This window comes from Salinactinospora qingdaonensis, from assembly GCF_039539445.1.
Taxonomy (GTDB): Bacteria; Actinomycetota; Actinomycetes; order Streptosporangiales; family Streptosporangiaceae; genus Salinactinospora; species Salinactinospora qingdaonensis.
Genome location: NZ_BAABDD010000011.1, coordinates 1 through 24566, shown reverse-complemented (window position 1 = coordinate 24566; position 24566 = coordinate 1). Strand labels below are relative to the sequence as shown.

General features: G+C 68.4%; 20 protein-coding genes. 17 read left to right on the top strand and 3 right to left on the bottom strand.

Features of this window, described 5'->3' with window-relative positions:
• Positions 1–238: 238 nt before the first annotated feature.
• Positions 239–1870, bottom strand: coding sequence for a serine/threonine-protein kinase (locus ABD848_RS13375; protein WP_344971595.1), 1632 nt, complete (start codon positions 1868–1870; stop codon positions 239–241).
• Between the two features lie 467 nt (positions 1871–2337).
• Here ABD848_RS13375 and ABD848_RS13370 point away from each other — a divergent pair, with 467 nt between their 5' ends.
• On the top strand, positions 2338–2730 hold the full coding sequence (locus ABD848_RS13370; RefSeq protein WP_344971593.1) for a DUF948 domain-containing protein: 393 nt from the start codon (positions 2338–2340) through the stop codon (positions 2728–2730).
• Entirely contained in the window at positions 2727–3038 is a 312-nt protein-coding gene (locus tag ABD848_RS13365) for a DUF6167 family protein (RefSeq protein WP_344971591.1), read from the top strand. The genes ABD848_RS13370 and ABD848_RS13365 overlap by 4 nt, the downstream gene beginning before the upstream one ends.
• A 93-nt stretch (positions 3039–3131) precedes the next feature.
• Here ABD848_RS13365 and ABD848_RS13360 read toward each other — a convergent pair whose 3' ends face one another.
• Together ABD848_RS13360 and ABD848_RS13355 are read right to left on the bottom strand one after the other, a co-directional pair.
• A complete protein-coding gene (locus ABD848_RS13360) occupies positions 3132–3371 on the bottom strand; it encodes a hypothetical protein (RefSeq protein WP_344971589.1) in 240 nt (79 codons plus the stop codon).
• A gap of 702 nt (positions 3372–4073) precedes the next feature.
• The gene (locus tag ABD848_RS13355) at positions 4074–4601 is read right to left on the bottom strand and encodes an NUDIX hydrolase (RefSeq protein WP_344971587.1); all 528 of its coding nucleotides are present in this window, start codon (positions 4599–4601) and stop codon (positions 4074–4076) included.
• 160 nt (positions 4602–4761) lie between these two features.
• On the opposite strand from ABD848_RS13355, the gene ABD848_RS13350 reads away from it, so the two are divergent.
• The 15 genes from ABD848_RS13350 (at position 4762) to ABD848_RS13280 (ending at position 24115) form a co-directional block, all read left to right on the top strand.
• Positions 4762–5013, top strand: a complete 252-nt coding sequence (locus ABD848_RS13350; RefSeq protein WP_344971585.1) for a DUF397 domain-containing protein — start codon at positions 4762–4764, stop codon at positions 5011–5013.
• A 1576-nt stretch (positions 5014–6589) separates the two neighbouring features.
• The gene (gene alaS / locus ABD848_RS13345; RefSeq protein WP_344971583.1) at positions 6590–9262 is read left to right on the top strand and encodes an alanine--tRNA ligase; all 2673 of its coding nucleotides are present in this window, start codon (positions 6590–6592) and stop codon (positions 9260–9262) included.
• A gap of 73 nt (positions 9263–9335) precedes the next feature.
• Positions 9336–9815, top strand: a complete 480-nt coding sequence (gene ruvX / locus ABD848_RS13340; protein ID WP_344971581.1) for a Holliday junction resolvase RuvX — start codon at positions 9336–9338, stop codon at positions 9813–9815.
• Positions 9812–11623, top strand: coding sequence for an endolytic transglycosylase MltG (gene mltG, locus ABD848_RS13335; RefSeq protein WP_344971579.1), 1812 nt, complete (start codon positions 9812–9814; stop codon positions 11621–11623). Before ruvX ends, mltG begins: the two co-directional genes overlap by 4 nt.
• Positions 11624–11694: 71 nt before the next feature.
• Positions 11695–12540 carry a shikimate dehydrogenase gene (locus ABD848_RS13330; protein ID WP_344971577.1) on the top strand — a complete coding sequence of 282 codons (846 nt, stop codon included), beginning with the start codon at positions 11695–11697 and terminating at the stop codon, positions 12538–12540.
• 517 nt (positions 12541–13057) lie between these two features.
• Positions 13058–13678 (top strand): translation initiation factor IF-3, encoded by a 621-nt coding sequence (gene infC / locus ABD848_RS13325; protein WP_344971824.1) that lies wholly within the window; start codon positions 13058–13060, stop codon positions 13676–13678.
• A 259-nt stretch (positions 13679–13937) separates the two neighbouring features.
• Positions 13938–14129 carry a 50S ribosomal protein L35 gene (gene rpmI, locus ABD848_RS13320; RefSeq protein ID WP_344971575.1) on the top strand — a complete coding sequence of 64 codons (192 nt, stop codon included), beginning with the start codon at positions 13938–13940 and terminating at the stop codon, positions 14127–14129.
• Positions 14130–14295: 166 nt separating this feature from the next.
• A complete protein-coding gene (gene rplT / locus ABD848_RS13315; RefSeq protein ID WP_344971573.1) occupies positions 14296–14694 on the top strand; it encodes a 50S ribosomal protein L20 in 399 nt (132 codons plus the stop codon).
• 117 nt (positions 14695–14811) lie between these two features.
• Positions 14812–15639 (top strand): TrmH family RNA methyltransferase, encoded by an 828-nt coding sequence (locus ABD848_RS13310; protein WP_344971571.1) that lies wholly within the window; start codon positions 14812–14814, stop codon positions 15637–15639.
• A 411-nt stretch (positions 15640–16050) separates the two neighbouring features.
• Positions 16051–17211 carry a sensor histidine kinase gene (locus ABD848_RS13305; protein ID WP_425567533.1) on the top strand — a complete coding sequence of 387 codons (1161 nt, stop codon included), beginning with the start codon at positions 16051–16053 and terminating at the stop codon, positions 17209–17211.
• A gap of 123 nt (positions 17212–17334) precedes the next feature.
• Complete coding sequence (pheS, locus tag ABD848_RS13300) at positions 17335–18453, top strand: phenylalanine--tRNA ligase subunit alpha (protein ID WP_344971567.1); 1119 nt, start codon at positions 17335–17337, stop codon at positions 18451–18453.
• Positions 18453–20948, top strand: a complete 2496-nt coding sequence (gene pheT / locus ABD848_RS13295) for a phenylalanine--tRNA ligase subunit beta (RefSeq protein WP_344971565.1) — start codon at positions 18453–18455, stop codon at positions 20946–20948. Before pheS ends, pheT begins: the two co-directional genes overlap by 1 nt.
• A gap of 104 nt (positions 20949–21052) precedes the next feature.
• Entirely contained in the window at positions 21053–21580 is a 528-nt protein-coding gene (locus tag ABD848_RS13290; protein ID WP_344971563.1) for a MarR family winged helix-turn-helix transcriptional regulator, read from the top strand.
• Positions 21581–21944: 364 nt separating this feature from the next.
• Entirely contained in the window at positions 21945–22598 is a 654-nt protein-coding gene (locus tag ABD848_RS13285; protein WP_344971561.1) for an MSMEG_1061 family FMN-dependent PPOX-type flavoprotein, read from the top strand.
• Between the two features lie 77 nt (positions 22599–22675).
• Positions 22676–24115 carry an NAD(P)/FAD-dependent oxidoreductase gene (locus ABD848_RS13280; RefSeq protein WP_344971559.1) on the top strand — a complete coding sequence of 480 codons (1440 nt, stop codon included), beginning with the start codon at positions 22676–22678 and terminating at the stop codon, positions 24113–24115.
• Positions 24116–24566: the final 451 nt, after the last annotated feature.

Sequence of the window (24566 nt, the reverse complement as noted above, 5' to 3'; positions counted from 1 at the left end):
CATGCGCTAAGGATCGGCAGAAACCGACCATCTTTCCCGCGCACCCTGGCCGCGTTCTGGCGCTGTGAACCGCTGGCAGGGGAAAGCCCGTCCGAACCACGGCTGTCGCCACAAGGGGGAGTGGTTCCCACCACGATCCCCTGCCGTCACCGCATCAACCTGCACGACCGAGCGCACCGCCCCAACCATCCGGCCCGCCCGGGACGACGCCTCGGCCGCTCACTCGGCCCAGCAGCGCCTACTGCGACGGGGTGAAGATCTCGGTGATCCGTACGATCTCAGGCACCTCCGAGGACGGGGACGCTCCAGCGGTGTTCGACGTCCCGGCCGTAGGGGCGGTGCCGCTCGCGCCGGGCGTCTCCTCACCCGCCGCGGCGAACTCCACCTCAGCGATCACGACCTGGCCCCAGCCCAGGTAGTTGATGAAGTCCTGACCGGTGACCTCGTAGGTACCCCGCCCTTGCGGGTCGGAGGAGACCTGCCCCGGGGACAGGCAGAACTGTGCGCACATCACCTCGGCGTCGGGGGCGATGTAGGCTTCCGACGGCTGCGACGACTCCGCGACCTCGACGAAACCGCTGCTGAACTGCTCGGGGGTGAGCTGCTCGGCTCCCGGCGACGGCTCCGGCGAGACCCCGGAGCGCTCCACCTCCGTGTAGACCCACGGCCCCTGCACCGGGTTGGGCTGCTCCAGCGCCTCGAAACGCACCAGCGCCGTGCGCGGCCCCTCCGGCGTCGTCGACTCCGTCGGCGTCGACGTCGGTGTGGTCGAGGGCGAGGAGGAAGGCGCCGCCTCAGGCGGACCACCCATGGCCGCCACACCGGCCCACGTCGCACCCCCGACCACCACTACGGCCAGTACCACACCGCCGGCCACAAGCGCCAGTCGGCCACCCGGCCTGCCGGTACCGGATGTGCCGCCTGCCCCCTTGCCGTCCAGGCGCACCACCCGAGGCAGCCCCGCCGGCTCCACGATCCCCCGCCATTCGCGCGCGAGCACCCGCGTGATCGACGTGCCCGCCACCGGCGTGGCCCCCGCCACCTCCGACGACAGCGACTCCCCAACAGCACCCACGGCCTCCAGCAACTCCCGTGCCGTTGGGCGATCATCGGGGGTGGGGGAAAGGCAGTCGCGTACCAGAGGCTCAAGTTCTGCGTTGACTCCCGCAAGGTCGGGGCCGTCGCCCGACTGCTCCCCGAACGGCAACCGGCCGGTCGAGGCGAAAGCCACCACCGCCCCCCACGCGAACACGTCGCCGGCCGCCGTGGGTGGGCCACCCCGGAGCCGCTCCGGGCTCGTCCACGCCGCCGCGTGCGGCGGCGCGAGCGCGTCACCGGGCAGCGCGCAGTCCAGCACCCGCGGCCCCGACGAGGTGAGCACCACGTTGCCGGGCTTGAGGTCACCGTGGGCCAGCTCGAAGCGGTGCAGCGTCGCAAGGCTCTCCGCCAGCCCCGCCCCCAGGGCGACCAGCCTGCCATCGCTGAGCGCTCCGCGCTTGCGCACGTACTGCTCCAGCATGACCCCGGGCACGAAGGGCATGGCCAGCCAAGGCACCCGCGCGTTGGCGTCGAACGCGATCGGGCGCACATAGCCGCGGCCGTCCACCCCCGTCAGCGCCCGCAGCCGGCGGTCCAACTCCGCGCGAACCGCCTCGTCAGCCGGGTAAGCGGCATGGGGCACCTTCACGGCCACCACAGTGGCGTCGCCAGTGGCTGCCGGGTCCACTGCCGCGTACACCGTCGCGGCACGACCGGAATTGACGCGCCCGATCAGCACGTAGGGGCCAATCGTGCGCGGATCTTCATTGGCCAGGGGAGCGAGATCCGGCGGGACCAGAACGGAGACTGTCCGCTCCGCGCGTCGACTCATACGGGGGTCCTGTCTTCTGCGGATTGGGCGGCGGGAGGCGGACCTTCCCGGCAATCGTCCACTGGCGATCCGGGGAGACCCGCCTCTGGGGAGAGGTCATTGCTTATCCGGTATTGTGCCTGAATCTCGACCGAACCTTGGGGTGAGATGGCGCCTGTTTCCTGGCAAGGCACTGCGCTGGCCACCGCAAAGACCGATCTGTTCGGCTCTGTGGCACCACATAGGCACAGTACTGTCACGACTTTCATGACGCGCCGCTCAGTCGAGCGGTCGGCACGCCTCCAGGCACGATAGGGTCGAACCGATTCAGATTTCGGTTCGTCGACCGGGCCGGTACGGCGGGCGCCGGTAGGAGAGCACCCCTCACACCCTGGCAGGGGAGCCCCCTCTCTACAGCGGTTCCCGCGAGCCCCTGCCTTCCTCTCCCGCCCGGCGACAGCTCACCCCAACTCGTCAACGGAGTCCGCATGCTCACCGGAGCAGAGGTAGCCGCTCTGATCGTCGCCGTGGTCTGGGCGATCCTCACGGCGTTCCTGTGCGTGGCCCTCGTCAAGCTCATCCGGCTGCTCAACGAGACGACCAAGGTCGTCTCGGAGTTCGGTCAACGGACGGCGCCCCTACTCGACGACGTGGCGGCGACCGTGGAGCGGGCCAACGCCTCGCTGGAGCGCATCGAGGAGATCACCGGCAACGTCGCCACCACCGCCGAGGATGTTTCCAGCATGACCGCACTGACACGCTCGGCGGTCACCGGCCCCCTGGTCAAGGTCGCCTCGGTGTCCTACGGCGTGCGCCGTGTACTAGGGCAGCGCCGTGCGCTGGCCCTCGTGCGGACGCGCCGACGGAAGGAGCGCGCATGATCGGTCGCATCGTCTATTTCGCCGCCGGGGCCGCCCTCGGCGGATACGTCGTCTACAAGCTCAACCGCGCCGCCCGCTCGTGGAGCCCCGAGGGCATCGCCCACCGGGTCGAGGACCGGGTGGCCGACTACCGCAGCGCCTTGCGCGAGTTCAACGAGGATGTCGCCGCGGCCGTGCAGCAGCGCGAAGCCGAACTGCGCAACCGCCACGAGCCCGCCTCGGCCCGCCCCGCGCTGACCCCCAAGTTCCCCAACGGGACCAGCCCTAACGGCCTTCCCGAACCCCCAGAACACTACCGCCGCCGATAGGCGAGGCCGCTAGCCCGCCGCACAAGGGCGGCCCCTGCTTAGCGGTTAGACCGCCGGGGTTGGCAAGGGCCGCCCACGGGAGTGCTGTCGTGTTCAGTTGTCGCCGGGTGGTATGGCGCCGAGGATGCGTGAGATCTGGGTGGCGATTCCGGTGGCGCTGGTGCCTTCGGGGATGTCGTCGCCGGCTTCGAGGTTCCATTCGGCGCTGCGGTCGTCGCGCATGTCGAGTTCGAGGGTTTGTCCGGTGCGGGGGTTGCGCACCTCCAGCGAGCCCGGGGCGCGGTGGTGAGGGACGTGGACGTCCAGGCCCAGGGCGGTCAGTAGCGCGGTCACGGTTTGGGTGTAGCGGTCGAACTGCTCGTCAGAGAGGTCGCGAGAACCGCACCCGCAAAAGCGACAAAGCCCCAATAGTCCCCCACGGCCGCAGCCCGAACGCCCAACATGCGAGACACTCGTTCGAGAATCAACATTCTCCCCCATCGGGAAAGCGGCATAACCAGCCAAACCGGACGCGGATAGGGGTCGGTGACCGCGCCCAGTGTTGCCACGATCCCGACGAAGGGCGCCCGCTCGGCGATTATGGGCCACCAGGATCGCCCACCGGCCCCGACTCGCCACGATCACGACACCAAAGCCACCCTCTACCCCACCACCCCAACCCCTCGCCCTTCACACCCCTGCCCTACCAGTCAGTAACCCCAACGCCACCCCACCCCGCTCTCGCCGCCCGCACCACCCGGAAACCGCCTCGCCTACCCCGCCCGCCCCCACCGCCGGCAACCCCAAGCGCCACGGCACCGACACCCAAACCACCCTTACCCACCGCTCGTCCTCGCTGCCCTCCGTCGCCGGCCCCGTCCCAAACGAGCAGTACCGATGACCGGACCGCCCCACCCCAACCTCCCAACCTGCCCTTGCCGCCGTCATCGCCAGCACCCCAACGCTCGGTCACCAAACCACCGCCTCTCCACCCACCACCCACCACCCGCCATCGTCGGCTCTCGCCGATTCCCCGCCGTTTCTTCTGTCACCCGTTCACCCTGTAGCCGCGATGAGGTAGAGCAGCGCGTTCATGGTCGTTCCCGAGACGATCTCGCGGTTGCTGATCAGCTCGGGGACGCGGTGTAGTGCGACCCAGTCGATGCGTTCCGACTCCCACACCTCCGTGGGCTCCCCGATGTGCTCAGCGTTGTCAGTGTGGAAAATGTGGTGCTCGGAGTCAGAGATGCCGCTGGTGGGTTGGGTGTAGATAAGGGGCCGCAGCGGCCCCGGGCGCCACCCCGTCTCCTCCTCCACCTCGCGCGCCGCAGCCGACTCCGGAGACTCCCCGCTCTCGATGCCGCCCACCGGAATCTCATAGCCCCAAGAATCAGTAATAAATCGATGTCGCCACAGCAGCAGAACCTCACCAGCCCCATTTGTCACAACAGCACCAGCGCCAGGGGCGGAACGGATGAGTCGATGCTCCAGTCGGCGGCCTCCGGGAATCTCGATATCGGCCACCCGGATGTCCAGCCAGCGGTCCTGATATAGCGGCTTTTCGGAATATACGGTCCAGCGCATACGGCGTTTTCTCTCCGGGGTTGGCGGCGTGTCGAAACCACGTAATCACAGCTACAGCCGCAGCGCTCGGCCTACTATTGTCGGCGCACACCACACCCATGCCCCGTAATTCGGTCACCTATGTCGTGACCACTGGGAAGGACCTTTTATGAGACCGGACGTGTCGTCAGTGGTTGGCTGGCGCGCCAGTAGTGACAGCGCCAATGGCAACGCGAAGTGCGTCGAGATCGGTTGGCACATCAGCAGCCACAGCCCCAGCGGGGGCGCGAGCTGTGTCGAGGCCGGGCCCGTCTTTGACGGTTCGGCTCGTTTCGCGGTGCGCGACTCCACACAGCGCGACCTCGGGTTCCTCTCCTTCGGCCACTCGGAGTGGAACGCCTTTCTCCACGCCGTCCAGCGCGCCGGTCTGTAACGCTCTACCGGTTCCAGCACCCTTACCAGCATTGCGATGCTTTGCTCTGGAGGCATTACACGATGACCTTTACCCGGGTCACTCTGAGATTCGACAATGACGTCACTCAGCTCGTCGACGACGCCGGCCGCCGCACGCACCGGCCGCGAAGCAGTTCGTCAACCATGCGTCGCGCAGTGCCGTGCCGCATCGCATTCCTTGGCGGGAGCCGTGCCGCCTGACGCCGCAGGAGTCGGCACTACCTCCGGCACGTGAGCTGTCCGGATTCGATCGGCTGGGCCGATGACCGCGAGCGCGAGGCGATCCGCTCGCGGTTCCGCCGCGGAGCCCAGCCCACACCGCGTTACCGCCGGCTGCACGCCGGCAGTTCGCCTCGCCGACGCCACCGTCCAGCGCGGGAGCCAGAGCTGGCGCCTGCGCTGGACGCAGTGCCTTGACGCAACGTGTCGCTCGGCAACAGCCGTACCACCTGACACCACACGAGTCGGCGATACGCTCTGGGTTTGGTCTCTCCGGTTTCAATCGACTGGCCGATGACCTGGAGGACGAGGCGATCATCGACAAATCACGGCGGGCATCATGAGCGTCCCCGACGCCAATCTGCTGCTCTATGCCGTCGTCTCCGGGGCCCGCAGCATCCTCGCGCGCACGCTTGGGGAGCAGACGATCAATGGCGCTGTCCGGATCGGTCTCACCCAGCCTGCGGTTTTCGGCTTTTTGCATATCGCCACGAACGCTCGGATACTCCAATCGCCCTTGCCCATCGATGATGCCGTCGAATACGTACATGACTGGCTTGCACATCCCAATGTTGATCTTTTAACACCTGGCCCTGACCACCCTCGGATCGCGCTCGGCCTTCTTCGAAAGAGTCGGCCTCGGCGGGAATCTGACCACAGACGTCCGACTGGCCGCCTACGCCGTCGAGTGTCAGGGCGAGATGCATTCCAACGACACCGAATTCGCCAGGTTCCCTGGGCTGAATTGGGTCACTCCACTCCAGTGAGGCATGGCGCATGATTCCGCTCAGCCGTTCACAACAAAGGACACGGGTGTGGCCTAGCGTCACCACCGTTGACTCAGGCGGCTGGCACACGGAATCAAGATCGTTGAGCTGTTGGATGACGAGTCTCCGGCTGGCGGGGGAGTCCCCGGCGGGCGCAACCTGGACGGACACATGCCGGACCTACCGGCCGAAGCGAGCCGCCGCGAAGCCGTCTAGAGCGGGAATGTTCTTGATACGGTCAGCGTTTGGCAGCGGTAGTATCCTTGTCCGAAAATCGGGGAGAGATACGGCTCGGTTGGTGGCTGCCGTAGGCCCCGTGTGGCGAGTAGCCTTGAGGACAGGTGGGTGTCACCGCCTGTAGCGGGAAGCGGGATCGAATCCGTCGGTAGCAGTGGACTCGCCCCGGTGCTCGGCCAGAGCCGCAGTCGGCATACGCGATGCCCGTCCCGGCCGCCAATCCCTCTACCATAGGCGCCTGAGCACCCGCTGAACGTCGTCACGTCCCCACGCACGGGACCATTCTCAGCCCACCACGGTCGGTGGCTGCGGTAGCAACACAGGAGGGCAACTATGGAGACGGCCGAAATCGCTCGCCGCTTCCTTACTTTCTTTGAAAAAAACGGACACACTGTGGTGCCCTCCGCAAACCTGATCGCTGAGGACCCGACACTGCTGCTGGTCAACGCCGGCATGGTGCCGTTCAAGCCCTACTTCCTGGGCCAGCGCACACCCCCCTACGACCGCGCCACCAGCGTCCAAAAGTGCGTGCGCACCATCGACATCGACGAGGTGGGCAAGACCTCACGCCACGCATCCTTCTTCCAGATGCTGGGCAACTTCTCGTTTGGCGACTACTTCAAAGAGAGCGCCATCCCCTTCGCTTGGAACCTGCTCACCACCCCCGTCGACGAGGGCGGTTTCGGACTGCCCCCCGAGCGGCTGTGGGTCACCGTCTACCTCGACGATGACGAGGCCGAGACCATCTGGCGCGAGCAGGTCGGCGTGCCCCCCGAGCGGATTCAGCGCTTCGGCATGGCCGAGAACTACTGGTCCATGGGCGTGCCCGGTCCGTGTGGCCCCTGCTCGGAGATCTTCTGGGACCGCGGCCCCGAGTACGGCGCCGAGGGCGGCCCCGCCGCCGACGAGAACCGCTACATCGAGGTGTGGAATCTCGTCTTCATGCAGTACGAGCGCGGCCCCGGCTCCGGCAAGGACGACTTCCCCATCCTCGGCGAGCTGCCCAGCAAGAACATCGACACCGGGATGGGTCTGGAGCGGCTGGCCACCATCTTGCAAGGCGTCGACAACATCTACGAGACCGACACCCTGCGCGCCATCCTCAACCGCGCCGCCGAGTTGACCGGCGTCAACTACGGCGACAGCGAGCGCTCCGATGTCAGCCTGCGCGTGGTCGCCGACCACATGCGCACCGCGACCATGCTCGTCTCCGACGGTGTGCGCCCCAGCAACGAGAAGCGCGGCTACGTGCTGCGCCGCATCCTGCGCCGCACCATCCGCAACCTGCGCCTGCTCGCCGGCGACGACGACCTCTACCTGCACGACCTCACCGAGGCCGCCATCGGCGCCATGGCCGACCAGTACGGTGAGCTGCGCACCAACGCCGACGTCATCCACGGCGTGATCGACGCCGAGGAGAAGAACTTCGCCGACACGCTGCGCGCCGGTACCACCCTGTTCAACCGCGCCGCCGAGCGCACCAAGGCCGCCGGCGGCACCGAGTTCTCCGGCTCTGACGCCTTCCAGTTGCACGACACCTACGGTTTCCCCATCGACCTCACCTTGGAGATGGCCGCCGAGCAGGGCCTCACCGTCGACGAGGCCACCTTCCGCGAGCTGATGAGCCAGCAGCGCGACACCGCCAAGCGCGACGCCGCCGCCAAGAAGCTCGGCAACGCCGACATCAGCACCTACGCCCAACTGCTCGACACCTCTGGCGCCACCGAGTTCCTCGGCTACACCGACCACGAGGGCGAAGCCCGCATCCTGGGCCTCATCGTCGACGGGGAGGCGGTGCCCGCCGCCCGCGCCGGCGACCGCGCCGAGGTCGTCCTCGACCGCACCCCCTTCTACGCCGAGAGCGGCGGCCAACTCGCCGACAAAGGCACGCTCAGTGTCGACGGCCGCGGCGTCATCGACATCGACGATGTGCAGCGCCCCATCGCGGGCCTGTCCGTGCACCGCGGCACCGTGCGCAGCGGCGAGCTCGTCGTCGACGACCACGTCCACGCTGCCATCGACACCGACCGGCGCGCCTCGGTGTCGCGCTCGCACTCGGCCACCCACCTGATCCACTCGGCGCTGCGCAACGCGCTGGGGCCTTCAGCCGGGCAGGCCGGTTCGGAAAACCAACCCGGCCGGCTGCGGTTCGACTTCACCGCCGAGCGCGCCCTCGACACCTCTGAGCTGGCCGAGGTCGAGGAGGAGGTCAACACCGTCCTCTCCGGCGACATCCCGGTGCGCGACTTCCAGACCTCGCTCGACGACGCCCTGGCCATGGGCGCGCTGGCCATGTTCGGAGAGAAATACGGCGACCAGGTGCGCGTGGTGGAGATGAGCGACTACTCCCGTGAGCTGTGCGGAGGGACCCACGTTGCCGCCACTGGCCAGCTCGGCGTCGTCAAGCTGCTGGGCGAATCTTCGGTGGGCTCGGGAGTGCGCCGTGTCGAGGCCGCTGTGGGCTTGGACGCCTTCCGCCGCCTCTCGCGTGAGTCGCTGCTGGTGAGCCGGCTGGCCGAGCAGCTCAAGGCCCCGCGTGAGGAGCTGCCCGAACGCATCGACACCGTGCTCACTCGGCTGCGCTCGGCGGAGAAAGAAGTCGAGCGGCTGCGCGCCGCCCAGGTGCTCCAAGCCGCCGAAGGGCTGGCCGCCGGCGCTCGCGACCACGGCGATACCCGGCTGGTCACCCACCGCGCGCCGGACGGCACCAGCGGCGATGATCTGCGTAAACTCGCCTTGGATGTGCGGGGCCGGCTGGGGGAGGACCGTCCGGTGGCCGTCGCCGTCGCCGCGGTTCCCCAGGAGCGGCCGGTTATCGTCGTCGCTGTCAACAAGTCAGCTCAGGCCGCCGGGCTCAAGGCCGGCGACCTCGTCGGCACCGCTGCCCGCACCCTTGGGGGTGGCGGCGGTGGCAAGCCCGATGTCGCCCAGGGCGGCGGCAACGACCCCACTGCCATCGACGCCGCGCTGCGCGCCGTCGAGCAGCGGATCTCGGAGGCCACATGAGAATCCCCCACTGTGTGCCGGCGTCAACCACGTCTGGCACCGGCACCTTTCTCCGTTCCGAGGAGCCTGCCCGTTGAGGCATGGCGTACGGATCGCGGTCGACCCGGGCGAAGCCCGCATCGGGGTCGCCCGCAGTGACCCCAGCGCGACGCTCGCCTCGCCGGTCGAGACCATCCGGCGAGGCAAGGGCGATCTCGATCGCATCGCCAAGCTCGCCCGCGAGTACGAGGCGCAGGAAGTCGTCGTCGGCTACCCCACCTCGCTGTCAGGCACCGAAGGCCCTGCGGCGCGCAAAGTGCGTTCCTTTGCTGAGGCACTGGCGCGCCGCGTCGCGCCCGTGCCTGTGCGTCTGGTCGACGAACGCCTGACCACTGTGACAGCACAGAACCAGTTGCACTCCGGAGCGTCCTACGGCAAGCGGGGAGCGCAGGGTGGGCGCGCCCGCCGTCAGGTTATCGACCAGGCGGCTGCCACCGTCCTGCTGCAAACCGCCCTTGACACCGAGCGGCAGACCGGCCTCCCTCCGGGGCAACGCATCGGAGGGCCGCAATGAGCTACGACAATTACCAGGGACAGGAAGGCGTGTCGCGCCGTTCGCGGCGCCGCCAAGACACCGGCGCCGGCGCCACCGCAGAGGAGCGCGATGCCGACCCGCTGACCGACCCATGGCAGCGCGAGTCGAGTCGCGCCAGCCGGGGCCGCCGGGCCCGCCCGTCCCAAGAGGCCTACCATTCCCCAACCGATTCAGAGGAGCTTCGCGAGGCTCGTCCCCGTGGGCGACGCCATCGACCTGAGGCCACCCCCGACCCCGAGACCGGTTGGAACGAGGCGCTCAACCAGCAGGCGGGTCCCCTCCCCGATGCCGAGCCGCGGGGTCGTCGACACCGCCGCTCCGCCGAGACGGTCGAGTCCACGTCGGTCACCGAGAGTTTCCCCTCAGAGGACGCCGGCCCCCGCCGCAGGCGTCGCCGCCCCACCGACACTGACCCCGGCGATTCGGCCCCCGCCGCTCAGGCGTCCTCCCGCAACACCGCAGCGGCCCCCGTGGCCGAGCCCCCCCATAGCACTGACGACCCCGCCCCCCCCTTCGATCTCCCGTTTGAAACCGACGACGAGTCAGGGTGGCTCGACGGTGCCGGGGAGGATAGCGAAGACGACCGGCCGCGCCGCCGGTCCCGTTCCCGTGGCGCCCGCGAGGTCTCCGACGAGGACGACGAGCCGCCGCGGCGTGATCGCAAGCGTCGCTCGGCTGCCGGCGCCGGGCGCCGCAGCACTGCCTCCCGAAAGTCCCGGCGCGCCGTCCGCAAGCGCAGGCGCAACCGTGGCGCCGGTATCGTCGCGGTCCTGGTGTTGCTGTTGATCGTCGGCGGGGGCGGCACGGCCGGCTTTACCGTGCTGCGCACCTACGTCTTCCCTCCCGACTACGACGGTGAGGGCGAGGGCAGTGTCAAGATCGTCGTCGAGGAGGGATTCACCGGCACCCAGATCGGTCAGGCCCTCAAGGACGAGGGCGTGGTCGCCAGCGTCCGCGCGTTCACCAACGCCATTCGCGGCGAGAATTCCGCCGACTTCGAGCCGGGCACCTACGAGCTGCGCTTGCGCATGAGCGCCGAAGCCGCCGTGGACATGCTGCTCGATCCCGCCTCGCGCATGGGCGAGCAGATCACCATCCGGGAAGGGCTACGCGCCAGTGAGATCATGGAGCAGCTCGCCGAGGAGAGCGGTGTTCCGCTGGAGGAGTTCGAAGCCGCCTACGAGGACCCGGCGGCGCTGGGGCTGCCCGACTACGCCGAGCAGGGCGCTGAAGGGTATCTCTTCCCCGACACCTACGCTTTCGACGCCAGCGCTGACGCCACGCAAATCCTGACCCGCATGGTCGATCGCTACAAGCAAGTGGCCGAGGAGATAGAGCTGGGCAAGCGCGCTGAACAGCAGGGCTACACCGTCAACGAGATCATGGCCATGGCCGCCATCATCCAGGCGGAGTCGGGCAGTGTGGCCGACATGCCCAAGGTGGCGCGGGTGATCTACAACCGGCTCGACGAGGGCATGATGCTGCAAATGGACAGCACCTGCTTCTATGCCCTCGGTGAGTACGGCATCGCGTTAAACGACGAGCAGCAGCAACGCTGCGAGGCCTCCGACAGCGAGTACAAGACCTACTTCCGCCAAGGTCTGCCCGTGGGCCCCATCGTCAGTCCCGGTAAGAGCGCTATCGAAGCGGCACTGCAACCGGCCGATGGCGATTGGCTGTACTTTGTCACCACTGATCCGGAAAACGGGGTCACCAAGTTCGCCGAGACAGAGACGAAGTTCTGGGACCTGGTTGAGGAGTTCAACCAGAACCAGCAAGCCCAGTGAGGTCATCAGCCATGGCTGTGGCTCCGCCGTGCTCACCTCGGGCGTTCCTGGGACACTTCTAGGAGGATTCGTTGTTCACCCGTGCCGCCGTGCTGGGCTCACCCGTGGCGCACTCGCTGTCGCCGGTGCTGCACACCGCCGCCTACACCGCGCTCGGCATCGCCGACACATGGAGCTACGAACGGTTCGAGTGCGGCGAGTCCGAACTGGCCGATTTCCTGGCCGGCTGTGACGACACGTGGGCGGGCCTGTCGTTGACCATGCCCCTCAAGCGCGTCGCGCTGTCGTTGGCCGACGAGGTCAACGAGCCGGCCAACGCCGTGGGCGGGGCCAACACCCTGGTTTTCCACAAGGGTCGGCGCCACGCCTACAACACCGACGTGGCCGGGATCGTGGCAGCGTTGACCGAAGCGGGCATCGAGCGGGTGCGCACGGCGACCATTCTGGGCGCCGGCGCCACCGCCGCTTCGGCGCTGGCGGCTCTGCGGGAGCTGGGGGCGACCGCTCCCGGTGCCGTGACGGCGCTGGCGCGCTCTCTGGACCGTGCCGGCGACTTCACCGCGGCGGCCCAGCGGATGTCGGCGCAGGTGGCGGTGGCGCCGCTGAGCGAGCTCACCGAGCACCTCGACGTCGACATGGTGGTCTCCACGCTCCCGGCAGGAGCTGCCGACGGCCACGCCGCGGCGATCGCCGCCAGCGGTGCCGCGGTCTTCGACGTCGTTTACGCTCCCTGGCCCACGGTTTTGGGCAGCCGTGCGCGCGAGGCCGGGGCCACGGTGGTGGGGGGATTTCCAATGCTGCTGCACCAGGCGGTGTTCCAGGTGGAGCTGATGACGGGCCAATGCGGCATCCCGGTCGAGGATATGCGCGCCGCGGGCGAGGCCGAACTCGCCCAGCGGACCGCCGCGGCGCAGTGAACGCCCGCCGCCGCATCGCGGAATATCTTTCGCCGTTGGAGGGTTGGAAAAGACACAAGGGAGGTCGCGGCCCGGGATGACCGCGGGTAACCGGTGATTCCGGGCCGCGTCGCTGAAAAATCGGCTCCGCGTTCGGTTGGTTGCCGGTGGCGATGGCCAGTCAGCGGTATCCGGCCGCGCGGGGCGACGGATTTCGGTAACCGCCCGTCATTTTCCTGATAGAATGCCAGAAAGTTTGTTCGTCGCAGCTCGTACTGCCAGTAGTAGTATGAGGAGTGTCGAACCGTAAGCGGAGGTCGATCCTCCCACCTACCGGGGTAGTCCCCCGTGTGGGTTACCGGTACCCGGCCGGTCGAGCCGGCGCTTCGGCGTCTGCGTCGTACGGACCGGAGGAGAGTCGGTGATCGCCCGAGATTCGGCGCCACCGTCGTCTTCGCCTTCCGGTGGATCACCCCGCTTGCACATGCTGGCGGGGTTTTTGCTTTCGGGCCCGAGGGCCTGGGCGGCCCCCCAACACATACGCAACACGACAAGGCTAGGGAGGGGTCCCATCAGCGCTGAGCCCCGCATCAATGACCGTATCCGGGTTCCCGAGGTCCGACTCGTCGGACCCAATGGCGAGCAGGTCGGTATCGTGTCCGTGCAGGACGCGCTGCGCCTCGCTCAGGAGGCTGACCTCGATCTCGTTGAGGTCGCGCCGACCGCCCGCCCGCCGGTCGCCAAGCTGATGGACTACGGCAAATACAAGTACGATTCGGCGGTCAAGGCGCGTGAGTCGCGCAAGAACCAGGCGAACACGATCATCAAGGAGATCAAGCTTCGCCCCAAGATCGACCCGCACGACTACGAGACCAAGAAGGGTCACGTCGAGCGGTTCCTCAAGGGGGGCGACAAGGTCAAGGTGACGATCATGTTCCGAGGCCGTGAGCAGTCGCGTCCCGAATTGGGGTACCGGCTGTTGAGCCGGCTCGCCGAAGACGTCCAAGAGCTTGGGCAGGTCGAGTCACAGCCCAAGCAGGACGGCCGCAACATGGTCATGGTGATCGGCCCGCACAAGCGACGCTCCGACCAGAAGTCCGAGTCCCGTTCGCAGGGCCGGCAGCGTCGTGAGCAGCGTCAAGCGGCGCAGGGGAGCTAACCTCCGAACCCCGGTGTGCGGTTCACCGGGCCCCGCCAGCCAGGGGGACCCGGGGAACCGGCATGTGCGCGTCCCGCGCACGCCGGATTCCCCGGGCCCGTCCACTGCCTCAGGGGCGACCGGGCACAACAGCGTGCGACACGGCCCCGCAGCGGGGAATGTGCTCACGCGGGCCTGAGCAGTGTGAAGCGAGCAGTGCCCGTGCCGCCGATCCCGGCGGCACTTTTTCGAGTGAAGCTGTAAGGAGACGACGGCGACTATGCCGAAGAACAAATCCCACAGTGGAGCCAACAAGCGTTTTCGCGTGACCGGCTCCGGCAAAATCATGCGCCGCCGTGCCAACAAGAACCACCTCCTGGAGCACAAGTCCTCCAAGCGCACCCGGCGCCTCTCCAAAGAGGTCCCGATGGCGCGGGCCGACTCCAGGAGGATCAAGAAGCTGCTCCCCTAGCAGCGGGCTCTGCCGCCGCAGAACCGGGACCGAGTGGAACGCGCGGCACCCCGCTCTACCACCCCCGGATGACCATGTTCGCAACCGGCTCCCCTCCACCTCCAGGAGGAGCAGAGCCGACCGGTGATGCACGCAACGCGCACCGGAAACCCACAAGGGAGTCACAGTGGCACGCGTGAAGCGGTCTCTCAACGCCAAGAAGAAGCGTCGGGTTATCCTCGAACGCGCCAGCGGATACCGTGGCCAGCGGTCACGCCTGTACCGCAAGGCCAAGGAGCAGATGCTCCACTCGATGACCTACTCCTACCGGGACCGTAAGGACCGCAAGGGCCAGTTCCGGAAGCTGTGGATTCAGCGCATCAACGCTGCCGCTCGCGCCAACGGGCTGACCTACAACCGGTTCATGCAGGGGCTCAAGAGTGCCGGTATCGAGGTCGACCGCAGGATGCTCGCCGAGCTCGCCGTCAACGACGAAGCCGCCTTCGCCACGCTCGTCGAGACCGCCAAGCAGGCGCTGCCCGCCTCCCCGCAGGCCGGCTCGCAGCAGGCTCAGGCCACGGCCTAGAAGCAGCGATTCCATGTGGCAGGGAGTCGCCACGATCGCCACGGCCGTCCAGCCGTGGCGATCCCCGGTCGTTCCCAGCGCCGGCGCCTGCCCCGCCACTGGTTCGCGTAACCGGTCATGACCCCCACCCACGAATTCACCAGCGCTCGGTCGCCCCGGATTAAGGCGGCCCGGCGCTTGGCTAAGCGCGCGTTTCGTCAGCGCGAGCGACTGTTCCTCGCCGAAGGGCCACAAGCGGTCCGTGAAGCTTTGGCGCGCAGTGGCGTGGTGCGCGAGATGTTCGGGACAGCCGAGGCCACGCACCGCCACGCCGATCTGGTCGCCGCCGCGGAGGCCTCCGGTGCTCCCGTGCATCGGGTGAGTACGGAGGTTATGGCCGAGCTCGCCCAGACGGTCACCCCGCAAGGGCTGTTGGCGGTCTGTGGCTTCATCGACCGCGGGCTCGACGAGCTTGGCCCGGTGCGCCTCGCGGTGGTGTTGACCCACGTCCGCGATCCCGGCAATGCCGGTACGGTGCTGCGCACTGCCGACGCCGCCGGTGCCGACGTCGTCGTTTTCACCGACGCCTCCGTCGACCCCTACAACAGTAAGTGTGTGCGCGCCTCCGCCGGCAGCCTTTTCCACCTGCCCGTCGTGGTTGGCCCGCGCATTGGGGAGGTCGTCACCCACCTGCGGGGGAGGGGGGCGCGGGTGCTGGCCGCTGACGGCAGCGGCGATCGTAGCCTTGACGACGCTACCGACAGCGGTGAGCTGGCCGGTCCGGTCGCGTGGGTTTTCGGCAACGAAGCGTGGGGGCTACCTGAGGAGACGCTGGCGCTAACCGACCAAGCGGTGAGTGTGCCGATCTATGGCAGCGCCGAAAGTCTCAATCTCGCTACAGCCGCAGCCGTGTGTCTCTACACCACGGCACGCGAACAGCGTCGGGATGCGTCGGTGGGGGGCTGAATCCCTGTCGGATACGGGACATCAGCCCATGGCGGTGAGCGCTATGCCTTATAGGCGTAACTACCCGTAACACGGGTATTACCTGCATCTTTCCTGGTGCGGGTCGCGCGGCTCCCTGGCTGGAAAAGTGCATTGTCGTGGTTTGTCGGAATCCCGATTAAAAACCACTGAAGAGGTGGGTTGGATTGGGTTGCTCGCCTACCCACGGTTGCCGATACGCTCAGTGCCGCGAGAAGGGGCCCGGCGGCCGACCGCATTCGGTACCGCGCATGCGTGGCACAGGCACGCCTGCGGGTGCGTAGCGGGCGCGATAAGCGGGTACTGATTTTCGGTGGTGTCGTCGGCTGATTCGGAATTCGGCGGCGGAAAAGACGAGCGGATTCGCACTCAGCGGCGCGGATGTGCACATATATGGCTTGGGAGGCGGTCGTGGGCGGCGACCAGTCGGCGGATGGTGCGTCCCGCGGGTTGTACAGCGCTCAGCCCGTTCCAGCGGAGCCGGCAGCGGGTGAAGTGAGAGACACTCCGCTCGCCGCGGGCGACCGCATCGGCGCCGACGAACTACCCGACGGTTTGGTGGTAGCCGACCACTTCGGCCGGGTGGTGATCTTCAACCATATGGCGGCCCGGCTCACCCGGACAGCGGCGACGGCGATGCTGGGCCGGCCCTTGCGCGAGGTGCTTCCGCTCTACGATGCTGAGGGGCGCGACTGGTGGGAGTGCACCGACCCCTATGACGGGTTGCGTACCCGCACCCGCCAGCCCGAGCGGCTGCTGTATCTGACGGACGGCCGCGAGATCCTCATGTCGGCCCGCTATGTGCGTGCCCATCGCGGCGGTGACCTAGTGCGCCTAGTTGTTACTCTGCGTGATGCCACGCATCGTTCGCGTCACGAACGTAGTCGGGCCGATCTCGTCTCCACTGTGGCCCACGAGCTACGTTCCCCGTTGACCAGCGTCAAAGGCTTCACAGCGACCCTGCTCGCCAAATGGGAGAGCTTCACCGAACCCCAGAAGCTCTTCATGCTGCGTACCGTCAATGCCGACGCCGACCGGGTAACGCGGCTGATCACCGAACTGCTCGACATCTCCCGCATCGAGTCCGGCCGGTTGGAGCTGCGTCGCCAGGTGGTCGATCTCGCCGAACGCGCCCGCAAGATCATCGACGGTCGAGTCGTGGCCGGTGAGCCCGCCGAGCGGTTCCAGTTGGATGTCAACGGACCGCTGCCGGAGATGTGGCTCGACGTCGACAAGGTCGACCAGATCATCACCAACCTCGTCGAAAACGCCGTGCGGCACGGCGCTGGTACTGTCACTGTTGTGATCGAGCCACACGAGGGAGGAGCGGCGGTGTCTGTGCGCGACGAGGGCGAGGGCATCGCGCCTGAGGCCATCCCGCGCGTCTTTCGCCAGTTCTGGCGCGGTAAGCGCCGTGGCGGCACCGGTCTGGGGCTCTTCATCGTTAAAGGGCTCATCGAGGCCCACGGCGGCACGATCACGGTCGGGCGCGCCCCCAGCGGCGGCGCGGAGTTCCGATTTATCATGCCCGCCGGTACTCCTGAGTTCGCCTGAGCGAATCCGGACCATGCGGCGGGCGAACCGCAAGCTCAACGTGTCGGCTCTGCGTCCACCTCCACGGGAGGTGGACCGTGACAGCCGCCGCGCCTGCGGCGCGGGCGGCGCGAGGCAATCACCATGTCTGCACCCAATAATTCCTACGACCCCGTCGAGGTGACCCCTCTCCACCCGGACGAGGTCGCCCGCATGCGCGACGAGGCGCTGCGAGCCGTCGCCGAGGCGGCCAGCCTGGAGCAACTCAAGGAAGTGCGCCTCGCCCACGCCGGCGACCGGTCGCCCTTGGCACTGGCCAACCGTGAGATCGGGGCACTGCCTCCCGCGGCGCGCGCCGACGCCGGCAAGCGGGTGGGGGGCGCCAGGCGCGAGATCTCCGAGGCGATCAAGGCCCGCCAGGCCGAACTGGAGGCGGAGCGCGACGCCCGTGTCCTCGTCGAGGAGGCCGTCGACGTCACCTTGCCCTGGGACCGGTCTCAGCGCGGCGCCCGGCACCCGCTGACCACCATCGCCGAGCGCATGACCGACATCTTCGTCGGGATGGGTTTCGAGGTGGCCGAGGGGCCCGAGATCGAAGCCGAGTGGTTCAACTTTGACGCGCTCAACTTCCTGCCCGACCACCCGGCGCGCACCATGCAGGACACCTTCTTCGTCGAGGCCCCCTCCGGCGGCCCCTCCAACATGGTCCTGCGCACGCACACCTCACCGGTGCAGGTCCGGGCCCTGCTCGACCGGGAGCCACCGGTCTACGTGGTCGCTCCCGGCAAGACGTTTCGCACCGACGAGCTCGACGCCACCCACACCCCGGTGTTCCACCAACTAGAGGGGCTGGTCGTCGACGAGGGCATCACCATGGCGCACCTGCGTGGCGCCATTGACGCCTTCGTGTCGGGCATGTTCGGCGCCGGGCTCAAGACCCGCTTCCGCCCGTCCTACTTCCCCTTCACCGAGCCGTCGGCCGAAGTGGACATGCAGTGCTTCGTCTGCCGTGGAGCCTCGGTGGGCAACCCCGACCGTCCCTGCCGTACCTGCGGTTCGGAGGGGTGGATCGAGGTGGCCGGCTGCGGCATCGTCAACCCGCGGGTCCTCACCGCTGCCGGCGTCGACACCGAGCGCTACAGCGGCTGGGCGTTCGGCCTGGGGGTGGAGCGGACCCTGATGTTCGCTCACGGTGTTTCCGACATGCACGACATGGTCGAGGGAGATGTGCGGTTCACCTCGGCTTTCGGGATGGAGATCTGATGCGCGTCCCCGTTTCCTGGCTACGCGACTACGTCGACCTGCCCGCCGACGTCACGGCTCGCGACGTAGCCACCCGGCTCATCACAGCGGGCCTGGAGGTCGAGACCGTCGACGAACTGGGGACCGACATCACCGGCCCGCTCGTGGTCGGCCGTGTCCTCAGCATCGAGGAGCTGACCGGCTTCAAAAAGCCCATCCGCTACTGCCGTGTCGACGTTGGCGAGGCCAACGGCACCGGCGAGGAGCAGCACATCGTCTGCGGCGCCCGCAACTTCTCCGAAGGTGACCTGGTCGTGGTGGCGCTGCCGGGCGCGGTCCTGCCCGGCGGGTTCGCCATCTCGGCACGCACGACCTACGGCAAAGTCTCGGAAGGCATGATCTGCTCTCCCACCGAGCTGGGGCTATGGGAGGACCACGCCGGCATCCTCGTCTTGGACCAGGGTCTGGCCGCTCCCGGCGCCGACGCCTTCGAGCTGCTGGGGCTGCGCGACGAGGTTCTCGACATCGCCGTCACCCCCGATCGGGGCTATGCGTTGTCGGTGCGTGGGGTGGCCCGCGAGGTCGCCACCCTTTACGAGGCGGCCTTCCGTGACCCCGCCGACGTCAAGCTGCCCGAGAGCGGAGGGGAAGGCTACCCCGCCACGGTGGCCGATCCTGCGCTGTGTTCGCGCTACGTGCTGCGTGGTGTCACCGGTTTCGACCCGCAAGCCCCCAGCCCGATGTGGCTCAAGCGGCGGCTGGCCATGTGTGGAGTGCGCGCTATCTCGCTGGCGGTCGACGTCACCAACTACGTCATGCTCGAAATGGGGCAGCCGCTGCACGCCTGGGACCGCGACAAGCTCAGCGGCCCCATCGTCGTGCGTGCCGCGCGTGAAGGCGAGCAACTGGAGACGCTCGACCACGTCACGCGCACGCTCGACCCCGACGACATCCTCATCACCGACAAGTCGGGTCCCATCAACATCGCCGGTGTCATGGGCGGGCTGTCTACCGAGATCAGTGAACTGTCCACCGAGGTCCTCATCGAGGCGGCCCACTTCGCCGAAACCCACATCGCCCGCACCTCGCGGCGCCACCAGCTCGCTTCGGAGTCCTCCAGGCGCTTCGAGCGCGGCATCGACTCCGCGATGCAGTTGGCCGCGGCTACCCGCGCGGTCAGCCTGCTGGCCGAACTGGGCGGAGCCCGCATCGAGGCCGGCCTCACCCACATCGACCTCACCACCCCGCGCGAGCCCATCGTCATCGCCGCCGATCTGGCCTCTCGCGTGGCCGGCGTCGACTATCCGCCGGGAACCGCAGCGACGCGGCTGCGCCAAGTGGGCTGCGAGGTCGTCGAGGACGGCACTACTCTGCGGGTCACCCCCCCGCCGTGGCGCCCCGATCTCACCGACCCCAATGACCTCACCGAGGAGGTCATCCGCTACGAGGGCTACGAGAACATCCCCTCGATCCCGCCACGCGCCCCCGCTGGACGCGGGCTGACCGAGAGCCAGCGGCTACGCCGGTCGGTGAGCCGGGGGCTGGCCGGGGCCGGCTTCATCGAGGTGCTCAGCTACCCCTTCGTGGGGCACGGCGACTTCGACGCCCTCCAACTCGACACCGACGACCCGCGCCGTCGGGCGGTCACGCTGGCCAACCCGCTCAGCAGCGACGAGCCCCTGATGCGTACCACCCTGCTGCCGGGGCTGCTCAAGACGCTGGTCCGCAACGTCGGCCGCGGCTTCAACGACGTCGCCCTGTTCGAGGTGGGGCTGGTCTACCAGCCACGCGCCCACGCGCCCGAACGTGCCCCCATCCTGACCGTGGACCGGGGCCCCACCGAGGCCGAACTCGGATCGCTGCGCGCCGCGCTGCCCGACCAACCGCGCCGAGTCGGCGCTGTCCTGGCCGGTGACCGCCAGTGGGCCGGGTGGTGGGGGGCGGGCCGCGCCGCCGGGTGGGCCGATGCCATCGAGGCCGCCCGTGAGGTCGGCCGGCTCGTCGGCGCCGAGCTCACTGTCCACGCCGACCAGTACGCCCCGTGGCACCCGGGCCGGTGTGCGGTGCTCCACGCTCACGGCCCCCAGGGTGAGGTCGCCGTCGGCCACGCCGGGGAACTGCATCCCCGCGTCATCGCCGCCTACGGCTTGCCCGAACGTACCGTGGCCATGGAAGTCGACCTCGATCTCCTGGAGAGCGCGCGCACCGGTGTCGTCGCCCCCACGGTGTCGGGCTACCCGGTGGCCACCCAAGACGTGGCTCTGGTGGTCGCTGACTCCGTACCCGCCGCCGAGGTCGAGGCCGCACTACGCGCGGGGGCCGGCGCGCTGCTGGAGAGTGTCCGGCTCTTCGACGTCTACACCGGCGCTCAGGTCGGGGAGGGACACAAGTCGCTCGCCTACACGCTGCGCTTGCGTGCCCCAGAGCGTACCCTGACCACCGAGGAAATCGCAGCGGCACGGGACGCCGCCGTGGCCGCTGCGGCCGAGCGCACGGGAGCGACCTTGCGCGCATAGTCCGCCCCGCCCGCGTCGGCAGAATCGCTTCCTGGGAAGATTTTTCTGAGTATGTTCAACTGTGAAGCCGCGCCGACGCGGGCAGGGAGGGGCAATCACAATCCATGACCTCGCGTATCCGTGAAACCGCAGCAGCGGAGCCGGTCACCTCAGACATCACCGACGATGAACTCATCACCGCCTGGGGATTGCTCCACGAGGCGTTCCACACACTCCAGCCCCTCCTCCTCGAAGGGCTCGACCCCGATTCCCCCACCATGTCCGGCCCGTGGTTCGAGGTGCTGCTCCGACTCCAACGCTCCCCAGAGCACCGGCTGCCGATGAGCCAACTCGCCCGCGAAGTGAGCCTGAGCAGCGGCGGATTCACCAAGCTCGCCGACCGGATGGAACAGCGCGGCTACCTGCGACGCCAGGCCTGCCCCTCCGACCGGCGCATGACTTATGCCGAACTCACCGACAGTGGGCTCGACGTCGCCGAACGCGCCAGGGAGAAACACCTCGAACTGCTGCGCCGCTACGTGCTCGCCCCGCTGGGCGCCGAAGGGCTGCGTAACTTCGCAGCGGCTGCCCGCACCCTGCGCGACGAGTCCGGCAAAGCAGAACAGGAACCGCTCTGCCCGCCATCGTGCTAGGTTGCCCGAGTTAGGTTACTGGTCGCACCCTGACCCAGGGGAGGGGCGTTGACGTTGCCCGTGTTCACCGCAGGGCAGCAGCGTCCCAGCCGACACGCCGGCCCCACCGGGCGCGTCGTGTCCTGAACCCGCCCCCGACGGCACTGGCGGGCCACGCGCCTCTCGCATAGCCGACGGCGCCAGACCCGGCAGACCGCCCGATCTACCCTGCCCGTACCGTTGGCAGTGAGCCTTTGGCCGTGTGAGGGGACCAGCGCCCCCGTCCCCTCACACGCCACCAACAATCCGCCGGGTGGGCACATACGCCCCCCACGACGTTCACCCCAGCCCCGAGCCCAGGTTCGGGGCAGCTCGGAGGTGTTGGATGAACAACCCAACCGGGGGCCACCTGGCAGCCGCCTCGGAGACAGTCATCACCGACCGGGACTCGTTGCGCGCGATCATCGGTGACCCCCACTCGACTGTGCTGGACAAAGACATCGGCCGTATCGACGCCCACGTCTGCGCCTTCATCGCGTGCGCCCCACTGGCGCTGCTGGCCACCTCCGGCGCCGACGGCTCCTGCGATGTCTCCCCGCGCGGCGAACGCCCCGGTGGCTTCCACGTCCTCGACGAGCACACCCTCGCCCTCCCCGAACGCCCCGGTAACCGCCGCGCCGACAGCCTCGTCAACATCATCGACCACCCACAGGTGGGCCTGCTGTTCTGCGTTCCCGGCCGAGAAGAGGTCGTGCGCGTCAACGGTCACGCCGAACTCGTGGCCGCTGCCCCCTTCCTCGCCGACATGGCCGTCAACGGCCGCATGCCGAAGCTGGCCATCCGGGTCTACGCGCGTGAGGTGTTCTTCCACTGCGCCAAGGCACTGCGCCGCTCGTCCCTGTGGCACCCCCACGCCTGGCCCGACGCCTCGGGGCTGGCCTCACTGGGCCGCGTGCTCAAAGACCAACTGAGGGTCGACGAGACCGCTGACCGTATCGACGCCGGCCTGCGCCACGACGCCGAGACCAACCTCTACTGACACGCAACCGCCCGTACCGATTCGCCCCCGCCCCCAGCGCGAACCTGGACGGATGAGCCTGGGAAGAAGATCCCCTCATGAAACTCATCGCTAGCGCGGCCGAGATGCGCGCCATCCCGCGTTCCACCGAGTTCCGCAACGGCAGGGTGTCTTTCTGGCACCGCCAACTCGGGACCACCGAGCGCCGTCGTGCGCTGCCCGGACCCGCCGACTACGACGTGTGCATCGTCGGCGGCGGATACACCGGCCTGTGGAGCGCCTACTACCTCAAAAAGGCCCGACCCGACCTGCGCGTGGCAGTCCTGGAACGCGAGTTCTGCGGTTTCGGCGCCTCGGGTCGTAACGGCGGCTGGCTCTCCGCCGAGTTCTCCGGATCGCGGGAACGCTACGCCGCCTCCCACGGCAAGGCCGCCGTTGTCGCCCTCCAGCGCGCCATGATGGACACCGTCGATGAGGTCATCGCCGTCACCAAGACCGAAAACATCGACGCCGACGTGGTCAAGGGCGGGATGCGCCTCATCGCTTGCAACGCCGCCCAGCAGGCCCGGCTGCACGAGGAGGTCCGCTACCTCCAGGAGTGGGGGTACTGGCCCGATGAGGACGTCTCTCTGCTGGACCCCGACCACGAGCTGCGGGTCGCCGGGGCCCTCGCCATGGCCCACAGCCCCCACGCCGCCCGCATCCAGCCGGCCAAGCTCGCCGCTGGCCTGGCCGCTGTTGTGGAGCGGATGGGCGTCGACATTTTCGAGGACACGCTCGTCACCGAGATCCGTCCCCGCGACGGCGCGCAACCGGCCGCCGCAGTCACCGCCGCCGGCGCCGTGCGTGCCGAGCATGTCATCCGCGCGACCGAGGGCTTCACCGCCGCTCTCAGCGGGCATCGCCGCCAGTGGCAGCCGGTCAGCAGTTCCATGATTGTCACCGAGCCGCTCCCTGCCGAACTGTGGGAATACATCGGCTGGCACGACTGCGACGTGCTTGGCGACGTCGCCCACGCCGCCAACTACCTACAGCGCACTGCTGACGGCCGGATCGCCATCGGTGGGCCGGGCGTGCCCTACCGGTTCGGCTCCGAGCGCGACGACAAGGGAGTTACGCGCCCTCAGACCATCGCCGAATTGTGGCGTGCGCTGACGCGGCTGTTCCCCAGCGTCGCCCAGACCCCGGTGGCCCACGCCTGGTCCGGTGTTCTCGCGGTTGCCCGCGACTGGTGCCCGACCGTCGATCTGGACCGCCAGAGCGGGCTGGCCTGGGCCGGCGGTTACGGGAGCAGCGGCGTCGCCGCCGCGAACCTCGCCGGTCGTACACTGCGCGATCTGGTACTGGAGCGCGCTACCGACCTCACCCAGTTGCCTTGGGTCGGTCACACCGGTCGCGTATGGCGGCCCGAGCCGCTGCGCTGGGTCGGAACTCGGGTCAGCCATGGCCTCTACCGCACCGCCGACCGTCGGGAGGACAACCGTGGCTCCCGAACCTCGGCTTTGGCCCGCGTGGCTGGCCGCCTCCCTCGCCGCTGAGCGGACCTCGCCTCCGCTGCCACGTTTCCTTTGGTATCCGGTCCGAGCCTGCGCGATATCCGGTGGTGGAAGCCGATCCCGCGGATAGGGGAGGAGCGCGGCGAAGGCGGAGTGGGGGGTGGTGGGTTGGTCCCGCAGCTTGGGGGTACTGGCTGGTAGTGAAGGGTGGTGGGGTGAGAGGTGGCCTGATCGCGGCGAGCTGGGATCGCCGCGCGCAACGCTCGTTGAGGGCAGGGGTAACACCAAGCGCAGCCACTGGCCCTTTTGTGTCTGGTTCGTCCCGTTATTCGGGTCCGGTTCTCGCGTGTTCCTGCGCTTAATGGTGCGCTACCCCCGGGAGGCGTGCGGCGGGGGAGGGCTCTGGCTGGAGGAGAGTGCGCAGGGTTTCCCGTGGCTCGTGCCTCGATCGCTTCGCGATCTCGGCAGCCTGGGGTGGGCTATGGCTGGGGTG

Coding starts and splice junctions, on each gene's coding strand:
- ABD848_RS13375 (WP_344971595.1), bottom strand. CDS start 1,870: ATGAGTCGACGCGCGGAGCGGACAGTCTCCGTTCTGGTCCCGCCGGAT.
- ABD848_RS13370 (WP_344971593.1), top strand. CDS start 2,338: ATGCTCACCGGAGCAGAGGTAGCCGCTCTGATCGTCGCCGTGGTCTGG.
- ABD848_RS13365 (WP_344971591.1), top strand. CDS start 2,727: ATGATCGGTCGCATCGTCTATTTCGCCGCCGGGGCCGCCCTCGGCGGA.
- ABD848_RS13355 (WP_344971587.1), bottom strand. CDS start 4,601: ATGCGCTGGACCGTATATTCCGAAAAGCCGCTATATCAGGACCGCTGG.
- alaS (WP_344971583.1), top strand. CDS start 6,590: ATGGAGACGGCCGAAATCGCTCGCCGCTTCCTTACTTTCTTTGAAAAA.
- mltG (WP_344971579.1), top strand. CDS start 9,812: ATGAGCTACGACAATTACCAGGGACAGGAAGGCGTGTCGCGCCGTTCG.
- rpmI (WP_344971575.1), top strand. CDS start 13,938: ATGCCGAAGAACAAATCCCACAGTGGAGCCAACAAGCGTTTTCGCGTG.
- ABD848_RS13310 (WP_344971571.1), top strand. CDS start 14,812: ATGACCCCCACCCACGAATTCACCAGCGCTCGGTCGCCCCGGATTAAG.
- ABD848_RS13305 (WP_425567533.1), top strand. CDS start 16,051: ATGGCTTGGGAGGCGGTCGTGGGCGGCGACCAGTCGGCGGATGGTGCG.
- pheS (WP_344971567.1), top strand. CDS start 17,335: ATGTCTGCACCCAATAATTCCTACGACCCCGTCGAGGTGACCCCTCTC.
- pheT (WP_344971565.1), top strand. CDS start 18,453: ATGCGCGTCCCCGTTTCCTGGCTACGCGACTACGTCGACCTGCCCGCC.
- ABD848_RS13290 (WP_344971563.1), top strand. CDS start 21,053: ATGACCTCGCGTATCCGTGAAACCGCAGCAGCGGAGCCGGTCACCTCA.
- ABD848_RS13285 (WP_344971561.1), top strand. CDS start 21,945: ATGAACAACCCAACCGGGGGCCACCTGGCAGCCGCCTCGGAGACAGTC.
- ABD848_RS13280 (WP_344971559.1), top strand. CDS start 22,676: ATGAAACTCATCGCTAGCGCGGCCGAGATGCGCGCCATCCCGCGTTCC.